Genomic DNA, 15,420 nt, shown 5'->3' with positions numbered 1-15,420 from the left:
GGATGCGCGTTAAGTGAAACTAGATAAAAGAGGGTTCCTATTATGCTAAAGAAATGGATAATCGTTTTCTTTATTTTTGCTATATTTTGTGGGAGTGTCGTTGCACTAATACATGCAAATAAAGGTAAAAAATATGATATAAAGGCATTTTCTAATGTAAATAGTAAGCAAAAGGATGGTATGCAGGAAGTCGATGCTAATGAGAAAAAGCGCTATGAAGTCGCAGCTGGAAAACTAGATCAATATTTAAAAGATAAAGGATTTAATGGGAGTGTTCTTGTAGCTAGTAAAGATCATGTGATTTTACGAAAAGGTTATGGGTATGCGAATGTGCAAGATAAAGTAGTAACAACGCCAAGAACGAAATATCGCATTGGTTCAATTACGAAAACAGTCGTTGCAATATCTATTATGCAGCTAAAAGAAAAAGGGAAATTAAATATTGAAGACAATGTAAATAAGTATATTCCATCGTTTCCGGCAGATAAAAACATTACGTTGCGAAATTTGTTAACACATACGTCAGGGTTACCGGATCAGGGACAAGGTAGAGTTGATGCGGCGTCAAGATTAAAGTTAGTAACGTGGATTGGAGCGCAAAAATTGCAATTTCCTGCAGGGACAGGATGGCGATATACAGATTATAATTATATGGTGCTTGCGTATATTGTAGAAAAGGTAGCAAATAAACCGCTCGCTGAGTATGTGAAAGAAAATATTTTTACTCCTGCTGAAATGCATGAATCTGGAATGGGTGCAACTCTCCCTGAAGATATTTTTTTAGCAGAAGGTTATACGAGAAAAGATAATGAGTTAATAGCTGCACCCCGCTTAAAAATGAACTGGTTGTATGGGTGTGGTGAAATGTATACGACTGTTGAAGATATGAAAAGATTAGATGAGGCTATTATGGATGGAAAACTGCTATCTAAACAAAGTGTATTAGATATGTTTACTGCATCACCTGCAAGAAAATATGGATTTAGTTTCTATACGTATCCAGATTATTATCATAACCACGGCGTATTATCAGGCTGGAATACTTTTAATAATTTTAACTGGGATAAAAGAACGTTTGTCATATTATTCTCTAACGTTCAAAATGGTATGAATGATGCATTTAACCAAGAGTTTAGGAAAATGGCGAATGATTTAATAGAAGGAAAAGAATAATTTTAAAATCGGTATTGATATGTAATTATCAATACCGATTTTTTTATTTCGTAAAGTTCAGCGTGCTAAACAAGTAGGTAAGGAAGATAGTTGAATAAATACATATAGTTAGTTAAATGATAGGAATGTAAAGAATAATTGGTAATTTTTACATTGGAGAAAAAGCTTGAGCTTTACACTATGTGAAGCTTTACATTATTGGAGATAAGAACAGGAGGTTGAAAGAATGAAAAAAGTAGTAAAGTTTTGCTTAATAGCTACATTATCCACGGCGATTATTAGTGGTTGTTCTTTTGAAGGTGGTAATGAAAATGCAAAAGGGAAAGAGAATGGAAAAGTAGAGGTACAGAAAAAAGTTGGAAAATATACGATGCCAGATGAAAAAGATAAGCATGAAGGTACTTGGCTGCAATGGCCTCATGAATATACATATGGTGAAGAGTATAAGCAAGAAGTTGAACCGATTTGGGTTAAGATGGCAAGTGCTTTAACCGAGGGAGAAAAAGTCCATATTGTTGCATACGATGAGGAAGAGAAAGAGCGCATCAATAATCTTTTAATAGATAAAGGATTGAATATGGATAAAATTGATTTCTTTATCGCTCCTACTGATGATGTATGGGCAAGAGATAGTGGGCCGATTTTTGTTTATGACAATAATAAAAATCTCAAAATATTAGATCCGGCATTTAATGGTTGGGGAAAGAAAACTCCTTATAAAAATGATGCTCGTATACGTGAAAATGTTAGTAAACAATTAGGGATTGAAAGGATTGATTGGGGGAAATTTGTCCTGGAAGGCGGTGCAATTGAATTAGACAGTAATGGGACTGCTTTATTAACTCGAAGTGCAGTAACAAATAAAAATAGAAATCCGGATTTATCAGAAAAGGAAATTGAAAAATATATAAGTGACCTTGGAGTAACCAACTTTATTTGGTTAGACGGAGTACCTAATTTAGATATTACGGACTTTCATATTGATGGATTTGCTAAATTTCATGGTAAATCTACCATTGTAACGATGAAAGAAGATGACTTAGCCGAGTGGGGGTTGTCGAACAAAGATATGGACACATTGTTAGAGGCAAAAAATGCGTCAGGACAGAAATATAAGTATGAATACTTACCTCTTAGTAAAGAGAAAGTTATTTTAGAAAATGGAAAAGTTCTCGATTATAAGGGATCGTATATTAATTATTATATTGGGAATACAGTGGTATTGGTGCCTAATTATAATGATTCGAATGATAAAATCGCAAATGATACGATTCAGAAGTTATATCCAGATCGTAAAGTAGTTGGGATTGATGTGAGGGAGCTTTATAAAAATGGTGGCATGATTCATTGTGTGACACAGCAACAACCGATTCAATTGAAGTAATCGATTGAAATGTAGCAACCTACGGACAAAATAGGTATATTTTTTCCTTTACCTATTTTGTCATGCCTTATTATTTGTAACAATAAAGAGTTTTAATATAATGATAATCGGATTATAGTGTATAGTCGTATTTCGCTTTATCCCGCGTTAACGGACAGTAAAACTTCCACCTCAAAATTCAGTTGGAGCAAAGAAGTTAGGTGGGAGATCAACTGTCCGTTAACGTCCGATTGGTTCAACTAATAATCAGTGGGGATGAACAAAACCCCCACTGATTAAAGTTTCACTTTATATGGAAAAGGAGAAAGATGTTTGTGTCAAAGAAATTAAAAATAGTTTTTTCATTTTTTCCTATCATTCTACAGTACATTTTAAATGTAGCTTTGATTTGTTTGGGGATTGTTTTAAGTGTGTTTCTCATGAAAGAAGTCATTCAATTTATACAAGAACTGAAATTGAGTGGTAAGGAATCTAGTTATCATTTAGTTGATAGTATCGTTGTATTCTTTTTATATTTTGAATTTATCGTAATGATTATAAAGTATTTTCAAATGAATTTTCATTTCCCATTACGATATTTTATATATGTAGGTATAACAGCTATTGTGCGCCTAATTATTATAGATCATGATAGCCCAGTGGATTCATTGTTATACGCCTGTGCGATTCTTGTGTTAATTAGCGCTTTATTCATTGCAAATTCTAAAATAATGCGACGTGATTTAGTAGAGTAACATTTGCAGTTGGAATGTAAAAAGGAGTGACAGTATTGCCAGAGATAATTTTAACTAGCCTCATAATAATAGGGTTTATGATTCTATTATTTAATTGTATCCTTTCATAATTTAAAAGAATAACAGGTTAATAAGGAAAGAGGTTTTTGTAAATATGGTTCATTACAATAATCAAAATAGTTTACATCAAATATTTACATTAAAGGGAACGATTATAAGAGATATTTTCCCGCAAATTTTAGTATATACATGTATGTCAACGGTAGTAGCTGTGATTCATTATTATTATGCTGAAATACATATAAATCAAACCCCTTGGGTAATTGTTGGAGGGGCTTTAGGTCTACTGTTAGTTTTTCGTACGAATACTGCCTATGATAGATATTGGGAAGGTAGGAAGCTGTTTGGTACGATTGGTGCCTGTACTAGAAATTTAGCAGTTAGCTTTTTATGTCATTGGGAGTCTGGAGAGGGAAAGACAGATAAGGAAAAACTAAAATTTGTACAATTATTAGTTGCTTTTCCAAAGATAGCGAAAGGACATTTGAGAGATGAAAAAGATTTATCTGAAATAAAATCATTGCTTGATACTTGTTCTGAGAAGGAAAGAGAAATCTTGGCTAAATCTATTCATTTACCAATTAGTATAGTTTTTATGTTAAAAACTATACTATCAAAAGGTTTAAAAACAGGTCAAATTCATCCAAATGTGATAATTAATATGGAGACTGATTTGAATACTTTGCTTACGTCTGTGGGTGGGTGTGATCGTATTAAAACAACACCTATTCCTTTTGCGTATTTTGCTCATATAAAAATTTTATTGATTATATTTTGCGCAACTTTGCCAATTGGTCTTGTTGATAGCCTTGGATGGTCTACAGTACTTGCAACTACGTTTATAAGTTTTGCATTTATAGGTATTGAGGCAATAGGAGTTGAAATTGAGGATCCATTTGGTCAGGATCCAAACGATCTTCCGTTAGAAGAAATTTGTATAGGGGTAGAAATACATGTAGTGAATTTATATAACGAAAACGAACTATTAGAAGTAATCGATTTGAATCGTGATAAAAAAATTATTTAATTATTAATTGTGTATGACGATGAAATGTTTAATGCTGTCATGAAATACTGTATTTTAAAATCCTGTCAAGAGTCAATTTGCAGCTTAATGACAGCTTTATATTTTTTATATAAATATATAATATTTCTCCGTGCTATAATCCATTCATGAAATGTGCACGTTTCGAAAATTGTTATGAAAGAGAAATAGTTGGCATAGTGAAATTAGTTATTCAGCCATTATTAAAAAGCGAGGTAAATAATATGGAACAAAAACAAAATGGAATTATTTTTACTGCAATACCAGATAAATCAAATGAATATTATCGTCCATTTTATGAAGATCTGATTTATTTTAATGAATACTTAAATGAAAATAAATCATGTACTGATCAACTTGTTTCTTTATCTGTTGAAGAGCAAGACTTTCATACAAGCTTTTTTGAGTATGATGATATTTGGCTAAGAGATGTTGCACCAGTCGTCACAAATCATTTAGTTAAATTTAAATATCAACCCAATTATTTACCGAAAGATCAATGGCGATATTTAGATCAACAATTTAATAAATGGTTGAAAAAGAACGACTTTGAATATGTGAAATCTCCATTGATACTAGATGGTGGGAATCTTATTTGGAATAAAAAAGATACTGTTATAGTAACAGAACGTATATTTGATGATAATTATGATTGGACGGAAGAAGAAATTATAGAGCAACTGGAATGGGATTTGGATGTGAGCCGCGTTATTATTATTCCTGCTGAAGAAGGGGACGTACTTGCACATGCAGACGGAATGGTTAAATTTATTGATGAACACACGATGTTTATTAGTGATTTTTTAGGGGATCATGGATTTAGATATAATGTTCAAGAGATTATTCAAGAGCAAATGCCAGAAGCTGAATTTATAGTTGTGCCATCGTCATATACAGAGAAAGGGCAATATGATCAAGAAATAGCGTCGGCAAAAGGTTTGTATATAAATATGTTAGAAACATGTGATACGATTTACGTTCCTAAGTTTGGATTAGCTAAAGATCGGGAAGTGTTACGATATATTCAACAGCATACGGAGAAACAAGCTATTCAAATTCATGTAGGAGAAATATCAACAATGGGGGGCGCAATCAATTGTTTAACGTGGTATTGTCCTCAGCATTTGTTACCTTCAACAATGAAAAGAATGAACAATCAGAATAAAGATTTTTCAGTTAGGAAGATTTTTGATTGGTTTTAAAATAAGCGTATAAGAAAATGTATTCAAGGGGTAAGTATATGTATACAATTACTGAGTTTTCGCGGATTTGTAAAATGAGTACACGGATGTTAAGGCATTATGACAAAGAAGTTATATTAAAACCAGCATATGTGAACCCGGAAAATGGGTATAGATATTATGAGCAAGGGCAGTTAGAAATAGCATTGAAAATAAAAAAGTTAAGGGAGTATAAGTTCCCTCTACCGAAAATTAAAATCATTCTTCATTCGTCAGATCAAGATTCATTTATTAAACATATGCAAGCACAAATTATAGAGTTATCTCATGAAGTAAAACAAAATTTACAGGTTATTTCAGAAATGAATGAAATGGTAAATATGAATCATGCTTTAAATACTGCTTGCCATAGAAATTACGATATATTAATTGGGATGAGAAATGAAATAACAGTAATTGCTCAAAGGTTACAAATAAATATAGATGATATGGATGATTATTTTTATGACTTATATGAAAAAGTACACAAGAATAACTTCCAAATAGTCGGCTCGCCTTCTACAGTTTTTTATGATGAAGAGTATATTCCAAATAAGAGTGATATTGAATTAAGAATTCCAGTTATGCATGAGAACGATAAAGACGTAGTACAAGAATATGAAATAAAAAAATTAAATCCGCATCAAATCGTTACTACTATGCATTATGGAAGTTACGACTATATAGGTTACGCTTATATAGCGTTAGAAAAATGGATTGAAAGAAATGGTTATGTAATAGAGGATTCACCATATGAGGTTTACATCAAGGGATCTGAATGTGATTGTTTAGTAGAGGAGTATGTGACGCAAATTTGTTTTTTAGTGATGAAAATAAACTGAGAATAAGGATTGACATTAACATTATGTCAATCCTTATTCTATTTATGTAAGTAATTCATCATAATAAAAAGGAGAAAGAATATGAAAAAAACAATCATGATTATTTGCCTGATTCTAAGTATGACATGGGTTTCAGCATGTACTCCTGGAGGAGGAGGAGAAGGTGAGAATGGTAGTTTTGTTCTACCTAAGGAGTTGCCTAAAAATGTAGTGTTTAAAAATGGTACCATCTATACTTCAAATGGAAAGCAAGACGTTGTAGAGGCTATAGCCGTTAAAGAAGGGGAAATTACATTTGTTGGTTCAAACAAAGATGTAGAAGGATTTATAAATGAAGATACAAAAGTGGTGGATTTACAAGGACGTTTTATACTCCCTGGTTTTGTGGACAATCATAATCATATATTTGAGGCGAAATCACCAGCAGCAGGGAATTGTAGTGTCTCACCGGATGCTGCGCTGCAAGAACAACGTTCGTATTTAAAGGCTTGTAAAAAAGATGTGAAAGATGGCGAATGGGTAAGTGGAACAGGATTTAGTTTGGAAGAGCTGTTAAAAGATATGGACGAAAAATCAGAACAACAAACGCCATTACAAGTTCTTGATGAGTTATTTCCTAATAACCCTGTATTAATTATGGAAAGAACTTCTCATTCTGTATGGATTAACTCAAAAGCATTGGAAGTAGCGGGAATAAATAAAGAAACGAAAGATCCGCAAGGTGGAAGAATCATCCGGGATCCAGAAACAGGAGAACCTTTCGGGCTTCTGTATGATACAGCAGGGGATATCGTAATGGAAAAAGCATGGAATTCTCAGCCTAAACTCTTTGAAAAAAATTATGAAGGCTTGTTAGACGGTTTAGATGAGGTTGCGAAGAATGGAATAACTACAGTCGGCGATGGACGTCTATATTGGAAACGAGGCTGGTTAGATGTTTGGAATAAAGTTAATGATGAGAAAAAGTTAACATCACGAGTAGTACTTCGTCCGTGGGTATATCCGAACTTAAATGAAGCGGAACAAATGGAGTATTTCAAAAAAATTAAGCGTGATGATCTATCATCTCGAATGCTTATTAATCAAGTGAAAATGTATAGTGATGGAATTAGTATTAACAGTACAGCTAAAATACTAGAAAAATATAAATTTGAGTGGTTTAAAGGAACACCGTACGGTTTGAATTATATTCCAGAAGAAAAAATGAAATGGTGGTTGACGGAACTGAATAAACTTGGTTACGGTGCACTCATTCATACGATTGGAGATGGTGGGGTAAGAGAGAGTTTAAATGCAATTGAAGCAGCGAAGAAAGAAGGGGCGAATCAGCCTTATACGCTTACGCATGTTGAAATGGTAGAAAATAGTGATATAAATCGTTTTGCAAAATTAGGAATTAGTGCTGATTTCCAAGTAGGTCATGATTTTGCAGAAGATCCTAAACAAAGTTGGGCAAGTGCGTATTTTACAAATCAACAGATGGAACGAATTATGCCGTTAGGACGCATTTGGAAAACAGGAGCAAACGTATCACTTAGTAGTGATTGGGATGTAAATGAACTAAATCCACTTGTGACAATTTCGAATGCGCTAAGTATTGGAGAGAAAGGCTTATCTGATATATATGCAGCTATTGATGCTTATACGATTAAGCCCGCCAAAGCGTTAGGTCTTGATAAGATTACCGGTTCAATTGAAGTAGGTAAATCAGCCGATATGATATTACTAAATGAAGATATTACTAAAATGAGTGTCGATAAGATTCCAGATGCGAAAGTTTTAGTGACGGTTTTACAAGGAGAAGTAGTGTATCACAAGGAGAAATAAAGAGACACCTTATAAAGTAGTTGCAAGTACATGAATATATTTCTGTTGACCTTAACACGATGTCAAAGTTTAGACTAAACTTACATTCGAAGAAGGGGTGAACACGTATGAGAAATATAGAAAATAGTTTGTTTTATATGCCAGCTGAGTGGGAAAAGCATGAGGGGACATGGCTCCAATGGCCTCATGATAAAGCTCATAGAGGTGAAGGTTACAGAACTAAGCTAGATGATATTTGGGTAACGATGGCAAAGGAGCTTCATTACGGAGAAACTGTTCATATTGTTGTATATGATGAGGAAGAAAAAGTACATGTCCAAACGAAGTTAATGGAAGCGAAAGTGGACATGGATAAAATTGATTTTTTAATTGAAGAAACGGATGATATTTGGATAAGAGATAATGGACCGATTTTTGTGAAAAATAAGGAAGGTGATCTCTGTTTAACACACTGGATTTTTAATGGGTGGGGTGAGAAATATCCGTATGAAAATGATGCTGTTATTCCGGCAAAAATAAGTGAAACGTATAGCATTCCAAAAGTTAATTCTAGTGTCTGTCTAGAGGGCGGGGGAATAGAGATAAACGGAAATGGAACCTTAATGGCAGCGAAAACTTCTATTATAAATGAAAATCGAAATCCTACACTAAGTCAGGAAGAGATTGAAATAGAGTTAACGAAGCATTTAGGGGTCACGAATTTTATATGGATAACGGGCATTCGCGGTGAGGATAATTATGATGAAGATACGGATTACCATATTGATGGGGCAGCACGTTTTGTAAATGAAAATACAATTCTTTATGAATATGATCCTTTCGGGGAGAGTGAATCTTACCTTTTGGAGGCGTATGAAAAGCATTATCAAGAATTGAGACAAGCAAGAAATATAGATGGAAAACCATTTCAGCTCATACCAGTACCGGTGACGAGAAAAATGGTAAAAGAAGCAGACTGTAAGGGCTCATATTTGAATTTCTATATTGGAAATGAAGTTGTATTAGTTCCGATATATGGCGATGAGCATGATAAGTTAGCGCTTCAAATCATTGAAGGGCAGTTTCCGGGCAGAAGAATTGTCGGTATTTATGTAAATGAATTGTTCGCGTATGGTGGCATGATTCATTGTGTAACGCAGCAACATTTGGCATAAAGTATCCGAAATGAAAAAAGCATGCAGAGTATATACTCTGCATGCTTTTTATAATGCTGAAAACTCTTCCACAAGTGAGCTGAAACGATTTAGTGCACTTTCAATCGGTTCTGGCGTAGTTAAATCAACACCAGCTTTTTTCAGTAGATTTAATGGATAGTCCGAACTTCCACCTTTAAGGAATTCAATATAATGTTTTTGAGCATTTGGATCGCCGCTTAATAACTTATCGGCAATTTGGATTGCAGAAGCGAACCCAGTTGCATATTTGTACACGTAAAATGGACGATAGAAATGCGGTATTCTAGCCCAGCCGTATTTTACTTCTTCGTCGAATACGAGAGAGTCGCCATTATACTCTCTAAACAAGTTTTCATAAACTTCGCTAAAGACTTGGGCATTTAATGGTTTACCTTGCTCAGCCATTGAATGTGTGATTTTTTCAAACTCAGCGAACATGATTTGTGTAAAGAAAGTGCCTTTAAATTTCTCGATGAAATGGTTTACTAAATGATTACGTACAGCAGCATCTTTTGCTTCTTTTAATAAATGATGAATTAATAGCACTTCATTTACTGTAGAAGCGACTTCTGCGACAAAAATAGTATAGTGTGCAGAAATTCTTGGTTGGTATCCGTGTGAGTAGTGCGTATGCATACCGTGTCCACATTCATGAGTGAGAGTGAAAAGGCTATTTAAATCATCGTGATGATTTAAAAGAATGAAAGGATGAACGCCGTATACACCAAAGTTATAAGCGCCGGAACGTTTTCCTGGTGTTTCTCTTACGTCGATATAGCGTTTATCTTTAAAGCTTTTTAATGTTTCAATATATTCTTCACCTAATGGAGCTAGTGATTCAATCATCATGTCAAATGCTTTGTCATATGGAATGTCTTGTTTTACACCAGCTACTAAATCAACGCCTAAGTCGTATTGACGTAGTTCATCTACATTTAATTTTTCTTTTCGAAGTTCATTATAAGTATGTAGTGATTGAATATTTTTTTTCGTCGTCTCAATTAAATTTTCATAAACTTCTTTCGGAACCATGTCGCCAAATAATGACTTTTCTAAAGCTGATGGATATTTTCTTAGCTTTGAAACAGTAACATTATTTTTAATAGCAGCAGATAAAGTAGAAGCGATAGAATTCTTTAATTGAACGTATGGTTTGTAATAAGCTTTATAGGCTTCTTTACGTTTCTCGCGATTTTCATCTTCTAATAACTTTGCATACATTCCGCGTGTTAAAGTAACTTTTTCTCCTTCATCAGTAGTCACTTCACCAAATAGTATATCTGCATTATTTAACATGCCGTATGTATGTTGTGGGGAGGAGAGTGCTTCGCCCATTTGTGATAAAATCTCTTCTTGGTCCTTATTCAATACGTGTTTTTTATAACGGTACAATTCAAATAAGTCTTCTTTATAATATTGTAAACCTTCTGCTGCCTCTATGTAAGAATGTAATGTGTCTTCATCTACGCTAAGTAAGAATGGGGAAAAGAAAGATTTAGCCGCACTTACTTTCACATGTAATTGTGATACTTTATCAACAAGAGATTGAGCGTCAGTATCGCGCGTATCAAGATCAGATTGTAATCGTGCATAAGCGAACATTAAAGATAATATGCTAGAAGTTTCTTCACTCTTTGTTAAATAGGCTAATAAACTATTGCCATCGTGAATGTTTCCATTAAACTTGTGTAATTCTTTCGTTAATACTTCAATTTTATGGAAATCGCTTTCCCAATCTTCAATTGTATGGTAAATATCTGTTAAATCCCATTTTTCTTTATCATCTACTTGTAGTCGATCTTTAAGTTCAGTCATAATCATTTCCTTTCTAAATATGTAGTTATATTCCTATATAACTATGAAATACAACAAATTGCAAAAAATCCCTGCTGAAAATTAAAAAGCCTTGCTAAATGGCAAGGCTTAAAAAATTATAATGTAATTCCGAATTTTGAATGTAAAAGATTTTTATATTGCACATCTGTAACGTTTTCTTTCGTTTTTTTACCGTTTTTCGCTATTGTCAGACTATCCTTTGTTAAAGATGCATGCCCATCTTCAGTTAGTTTTAAAATAAGAGGTACTTTGTTAAATGGTGAGCCCTCATGTTCAACGATAATTTTTTGTGCTGCATTTGCTTTTTCTTCATTCACTTCTTCTATATAAAATGCATAGCCTAACGTCCAATCATCAGCAGAAGATTGATCCAAAAACTCATTGTTTTTACGCATCTCTAAAATATAGTTTCCCTTTTCGGTCATTTCTTTACGAATGCGATAATCTCCTGTGACGGAGTGAATGACTTCACCTGAGAAAGGGACAGATGCAAGAGGTAAGTATGATCCGAATCCTACTTCAATTAAATAAAGTTCATTATGGTGTGTTAAAACAGTTGCGATATGACCAGAATCAACAGCCCATATAGAATTTGCCGCATTGTACACTGTTCCTGAAACGAGATGAACATCAAATCCAACGTCTTTAAGGAAGTAATACATAGTAGGATTGAGTTCATAACAAAGACCGCCCCGGTTGTTTACTAAAATTTTTTCTTTTAGATTTTCTTTTGATATTTCTGTAAAGTTGTTTTCGAGTATATTTAAGTTTTCAAAAGGGACAGTTTGCGCCATCGCGTACATAATGTTAGATAAATCTTCAAATGAAACGTTGTGTTTTTCTTCTATATGTAATCTTGAAAAAAATTGTTTTTGAAAGTCCGTCATAGAAACCCCTCCGTTATGCTTTTATAGATAAATTGTAAACAATCTTGAATAAGATGTGAAATAAAAACTATGGTGTAGTATTTGGTGAATATGTGAAGTTAGACTAAAAAATAATGTGGGAGAGTGAGAGATTGCTACTTTACTAATTGTAGAACGAATATTATAATAATTTCGATAAACTATGCAAACGTTTTCTTGGGAGGGGATGTTGTAAATATGTTAAAAAAAATAACAGTAGTCGGCTTATCGGTTGTTTTGTTTTTACCTAGTATACATGGGGGAAGTAAAGTGTATGCAGATACGGTTAACAATGGAACGTTAATGCAATATTTTGAGTGGTATGCTCCGAATGATGGGAATCATTGGAATCGCTTGCATTCGGATGCTGGAAATTTAGCTCAGAAAGGAATTACATCTGTTTGGATACCGCCTGCATATAAAGGAACTACGCAAAATGACGTAGGATATGGAGCATATGATTTATATGACTTAGGGGAATTCAATCAAAAAGAAACGGTACGAACAAAATATGGGACGAAAGCACAATTGAAATCTGCAATCGAAGCTTTACATAAGCAAAACATCGATGTATACGGCGATGTAGTTATGAATCATAAAGGTGGAGCAGATTATACTGAAAATGTAACGGCTGTTGAGGTAGACCGTAACAATCGAAATGTTGAGGTATCAGGTGATTATGAAATTAATGCATGGACGGGGTTTAACTTTCCCGGGCGCGGAGATACTTATTCTAATTTCAAATGGAAATGGTATCATTTTGACGGAACGGATTGGGATGAAGGAAGGAAATTAAATCGAATTTATAAATTTAGGGGTATAGGTAAAGCGTGGGACTGGGAAGTGTCTAGCGAGAATGGAAATTATGATTATTTAATGTATGCAGATCTTGATTTTGATCATCCAGATGTTGCGAATGAGATGAAAAATTGGGGGACGTGGTATGCGAATGAATTAAATTTAGATGGCTTTCGTTTAGATGCTGTTAAACATATTGATCATGAATATTTACGCGATTGGGTAAATCATGTCAGACAGCAAACAGGGAAAGAAATGTTTACGGTGGCTGAATATTGGCAAAATGATATTCAAACTTTAAATAATTATTTAGCGAAGGTCAATTATAATCAATCTGTATTTGATGCACCACTGCATTACAATTTTCATTATGCTTCAAAAGGAAATGGGAATTATGATATGAGAAATATTTTAAATGGAACAGTCATACAAAATCACCCTGCACTTGCAGTTACTCTCGTTGAGAATCATGATTCTCAGCCTGGACAGTCATTGGAATCTGTAGTAAGTCCGTGGTTTAAACCGTTGGCATATGCATTTATTTTAACTCGTGCAGAGGGCTATCCTTCAGTTTTCTATGGTGATTACTATGGGACAAACGGAAATAGTAGTTATGAAATTCCAGCGTTAAAAGATAAAATTGATCCAATTTTGACGGCACGAAAAAACTTTGCATATGGTACGCAGCGTGATTATTTAGACGATCCAGATGTAATTGGATGGACAAGAGAAGGTGATGGTGTACATGCGAATTCCGGTCTAGCAACATTAATCTCAGATGGACCAGGAGGATCAAAGTGGATGGAAGTTGGAAAGAATAACGCGGGGGAAGTATGGTACGATATGACGGGTAATCAAACAAATACTGTAACAATTAATAAGGACGGATGGGGGCAGTTCCATGTAAGTGGAGGATCAGTTTCCATATATGTTCAGCAGTGAATTGGTGATAAAAAAGAAGAGGAAGACTGAAATATAAGTCTTCCTCTTCTTTTTATATTGTTATCATTTCTAAATTTTTATTTTCATAAATGAATTAGTCGACTTTTAAAACAACGAGAGATGCGTTGGAATAAATAATATCACCTGTGGCTTCTCTTATTCGGACTCGAAGAACGTCTCCTTGGGTTAAAGGTAATAAATCAGTTCTGGCGGATGTAGCTCTTACCCCAGAACCACCAACTCGTGTAATTCTTTCGTTAATACTTCAATTGTATGGTGAATATCCGTTAAATCCCATTTCTCTTTATCACCTACTTGTAGTCAATCTTTAAGTCCAGTCATAATCATTTCCTTTCCAAATATGTAGTTATATTCCTATATAACTATGAAATACAACAAATTACAAAAAAACTGATGAAAATTAAAAAGCCTCGCCTGAAACAGCAAGGCTTTAAAAATTATAATGTACTACCGAACGTTAAATATAAAAGATTTATATATTGTTTTTCGTAATAATAAAAATTGTACTGTGAGTGCTATAGAACTAATTAGTATATTTCTAACGTGATTTAAATAGATACTATATTTGCTTTACGGCAAAATGAATATAGTGTAAAATTACACTATTGGTGTAAAATGGTAGTAAATGAGTATTTTTACACTTGTGGTTATTAAAAGAAGTTCTTTATATACATCATAATTTAAAATCGATAAGGACATTTCTGTATAGGCAGTAGTAGCAAAAGGAGAGGCAATATGAAAAGAACAATAATGAAATATAGCATAATGTTTAGTTTATTACTATTAACATCATGTGATATATCGGATGAAGAAATGGAACAAAAAGCACAAAGTTATACAAAATCGGAGCATGGAATTTCTGTAAAACTAGATCGAATTGAAATAGCCGACCAAGGTAAGGATTTTTTAGGGCCAAACAGACGAATAGCTTATGTACAGCAAGTAGATGAACCATATTTGCAATTTCAAATATGGTTCGATGGACGAACCTCTCCAACGGTAGAGAATGATAATTATAAAATAAAAAAAGAAGCGAACGATTTACGAGAAAAGTTCAATACATATTATGAAAAAAGGAATAATACTATACTTACTTTCGATCGAATGCAGACAGGAGATATTATTTTCGGCAAGGATGAAGAGAAAAAAATAGCGAAGAAGCATCCGAAGCATTATGTTACGGCGGTTTTCAGAAGTAATACTGTTTTAGATGTAAACAATTCTGCACATATGGAAACATTAGCGGAGCTTGCAAGAAGTATTCAGGAATTTAATAAAACGATTGAAGATAGTAAGAGTAGTGTGGATGATATAACGATTCAGTTGCCAAATGTTGATAAGGGTGTATTACAACATATTGTAGTAGATTATATAGTAACGGCTGAAGATGCGAAAAAGATCCTTGAGAAAAAGGATGGATATATGGAAATGCTACAGCAGCCAAATTAAAAAGGGAGA

12 protein-coding genes and 1 pseudogene are annotated in these 15,420 nt (G+C 33.7%); 10 read left to right on the top strand and 3 right to left on the bottom strand.

Annotated features, from left to right (window positions below; translation table 11 throughout):
- Window positions 1–42: 42 nt before the first annotated feature.
- The 8 genes from MR113_RS13705 to MR113_RS13670 all read left to right on the top strand — a co-directional run bounded on the left by MR113_RS13705 (window position 43) and on the right by MR113_RS13670 (window position 9,439).
- Window positions 43–1,173, top strand: coding sequence for a serine hydrolase domain-containing protein (locus MR113_RS13705; protein ID WP_242254840.1), 1,131 nt, complete (start codon window positions 43–45; stop codon window positions 1,171–1,173).
- Window positions 1,174–1,399: 226 nt separating this feature from the next.
- Entirely contained in the window at window positions 1,400–2,557 is a 1,158-nt protein-coding gene (locus tag MR113_RS13700) for an agmatine deiminase family protein (protein WP_242254837.1), read from the top strand.
- 308 nt (window positions 2,558–2,865) lie between these two features.
- Window positions 2,866–3,291 carry a phosphate-starvation-inducible protein PsiE gene (psiE, locus tag MR113_RS13695; protein WP_242254835.1) on the top strand — a complete coding sequence of 142 codons (426 nt, stop codon included), beginning with the start codon at window positions 2,866–2,868 and terminating at the stop codon, window positions 3,289–3,291.
- 154 nt (window positions 3,292–3,445) lie between these two features.
- On the top strand, window positions 3,446–4,378 hold the full coding sequence (locus tag MR113_RS13690; protein ID WP_242254832.1) for a bestrophin family protein: 933 nt from the start codon (window positions 3,446–3,448) through the stop codon (window positions 4,376–4,378).
- 242 nt (window positions 4,379–4,620) lie between these two features.
- Window positions 4,621–5,598: an agmatine deiminase family protein gene (locus tag MR113_RS13685; protein ID WP_242254830.1), complete on the top strand. Its 978-nt coding sequence runs from the start codon at window positions 4,621–4,623 to the stop codon at window positions 5,596–5,598.
- A 38-nt stretch (window positions 5,599–5,636) separates the two neighbouring features.
- The gene (locus MR113_RS13680; protein WP_242254828.1) at window positions 5,637–6,458 is read left to right on the top strand and encodes a MerR family transcriptional regulator; all 822 of its coding nucleotides are present in this window, start codon (window positions 5,637–5,639) and stop codon (window positions 6,456–6,458) included.
- Between the two features lie 81 nt (window positions 6,459–6,539).
- A complete protein-coding gene (locus tag MR113_RS13675; RefSeq protein WP_242254826.1) occupies window positions 6,540–8,285 on the top strand; it encodes an amidohydrolase in 1,746 nt (581 codons plus the stop codon).
- A gap of 107 nt (window positions 8,286–8,392) precedes the next feature.
- Entirely contained in the window at window positions 8,393–9,439 is a 1,047-nt protein-coding gene (locus MR113_RS13670; protein WP_242254824.1) for an agmatine deiminase family protein, read from the top strand.
- A 48-nt stretch (window positions 9,440–9,487) separates the two neighbouring features.
- Here the strand turns inward: MR113_RS13670 and pepF are convergent, their stop codons facing one another.
- Together pepF and MR113_RS13660 are read right to left on the bottom strand one after the other, a co-directional pair.
- Window positions 9,488–11,275 (bottom strand): oligoendopeptidase F, encoded by a 1,788-nt coding sequence (gene pepF / locus MR113_RS13665; protein ID WP_242254823.1) that lies wholly within the window; start codon window positions 11,273–11,275, stop codon window positions 9,488–9,490.
- Between the two features lie 116 nt (window positions 11,276–11,391).
- Window positions 11,392–12,183 carry an arylamine N-acetyltransferase family protein gene (locus MR113_RS13660; RefSeq protein ID WP_242254822.1) on the bottom strand — a complete coding sequence of 264 codons (792 nt, stop codon included), beginning with the start codon at window positions 12,181–12,183 and terminating at the stop codon, window positions 11,392–11,394.
- A 216-nt stretch (window positions 12,184–12,399) separates the two neighbouring features.
- Here MR113_RS13660 and amyS point away from each other — a divergent pair, with 216 nt between their 5' ends.
- Entirely contained in the window at window positions 12,400–13,941 is a 1,542-nt protein-coding gene (gene amyS / locus MR113_RS13655; RefSeq protein ID WP_242254821.1) for an alpha-amylase, read from the top strand.
- Window positions 13,942–14,035: 94 nt separating this feature from the next.
- On the opposite strand, the pseudogene MR113_RS13650 reads toward amyS, so the two are convergent.
- Window positions 14,036–14,179, bottom strand: a pseudogene (locus tag MR113_RS13650) (exosporium leader peptide); the annotation flags it as partial.
- A 518-nt stretch (window positions 14,180–14,697) separates the two neighbouring features.
- Here MR113_RS13650 and MR113_RS13645 point away from each other — a divergent pair.
- Entirely contained in the window at window positions 14,698–15,411 is a 714-nt protein-coding gene (locus tag MR113_RS13645) for a hypothetical protein (RefSeq protein ID WP_242254820.1), read from the top strand.
- Window positions 15,412–15,420: the final 9 nt, after the last annotated feature.

This window comes from Bacillus cereus group sp. BfR-BA-01379, from assembly GCF_022663605.1.
GTDB classification, from domain to species: domain Bacteria; phylum Bacillota; class Bacilli; order Bacillales; family Bacillaceae_G; genus Bacillus_A; species Bacillus_A mobilis.
Note: the sequence above shows the minus strand (reverse complement) of the source record. Positions and strands in the feature narration are given on the sequence as shown.

What these genes read in the sequence shown, in the direction of transcription:
- psiE (WP_242254835.1), top strand. Translation starts at nt 2,866, where the DNA reads ATGTTTGTGTCAAAGAAATTAAAAATAGTTTTTTCATTTTTTCCTATC.
- MR113_RS13700 (WP_242254837.1), top strand. Translation starts at nt 1,400, where the DNA reads ATGAAAAAAGTAGTAAAGTTTTGCTTAATAGCTACATTATCCACGGCG.
- MR113_RS13645 (WP_242254820.1), top strand. Translation starts at nt 14,698, where the DNA reads ATGAAAAGAACAATAATGAAATATAGCATAATGTTTAGTTTATTACTA.
- amyS (WP_242254821.1), top strand. Translation starts at nt 12,400, where the DNA reads ATGTTAAAAAAAATAACAGTAGTCGGCTTATCGGTTGTTTTGTTTTTA.
- MR113_RS13705 (WP_242254840.1), top strand. Translation starts at nt 43, where the DNA reads ATGCTAAAGAAATGGATAATCGTTTTCTTTATTTTTGCTATATTTTGT.
- MR113_RS13680 (WP_242254828.1), top strand. Translation starts at nt 5,637, where the DNA reads ATGTATACAATTACTGAGTTTTCGCGGATTTGTAAAATGAGTACACGG.
- MR113_RS13660 (WP_242254822.1), bottom strand. Translation starts at nt 12,183, where the DNA reads ATGACGGACTTTCAAAAACAATTTTTTTCAAGATTACATATAGAAGAA.
- MR113_RS13690 (WP_242254832.1), top strand. Translation starts at nt 3,446, where the DNA reads ATGGTTCATTACAATAATCAAAATAGTTTACATCAAATATTTACATTA.
- MR113_RS13685 (WP_242254830.1), top strand. Translation starts at nt 4,621, where the DNA reads ATGGAACAAAAACAAAATGGAATTATTTTTACTGCAATACCAGATAAA.
- pepF (WP_242254823.1), bottom strand. Translation starts at nt 11,275, where the DNA reads ATGACTGAACTTAAAGATCGACTACAAGTAGATGATAAAGAAAAATGG.
- MR113_RS13675 (WP_242254826.1), top strand. Translation starts at nt 6,540, where the DNA reads ATGAAAAAAACAATCATGATTATTTGCCTGATTCTAAGTATGACATGG.
- MR113_RS13670 (WP_242254824.1), top strand. Translation starts at nt 8,393, where the DNA reads ATGAGAAATATAGAAAATAGTTTGTTTTATATGCCAGCTGAGTGGGAA.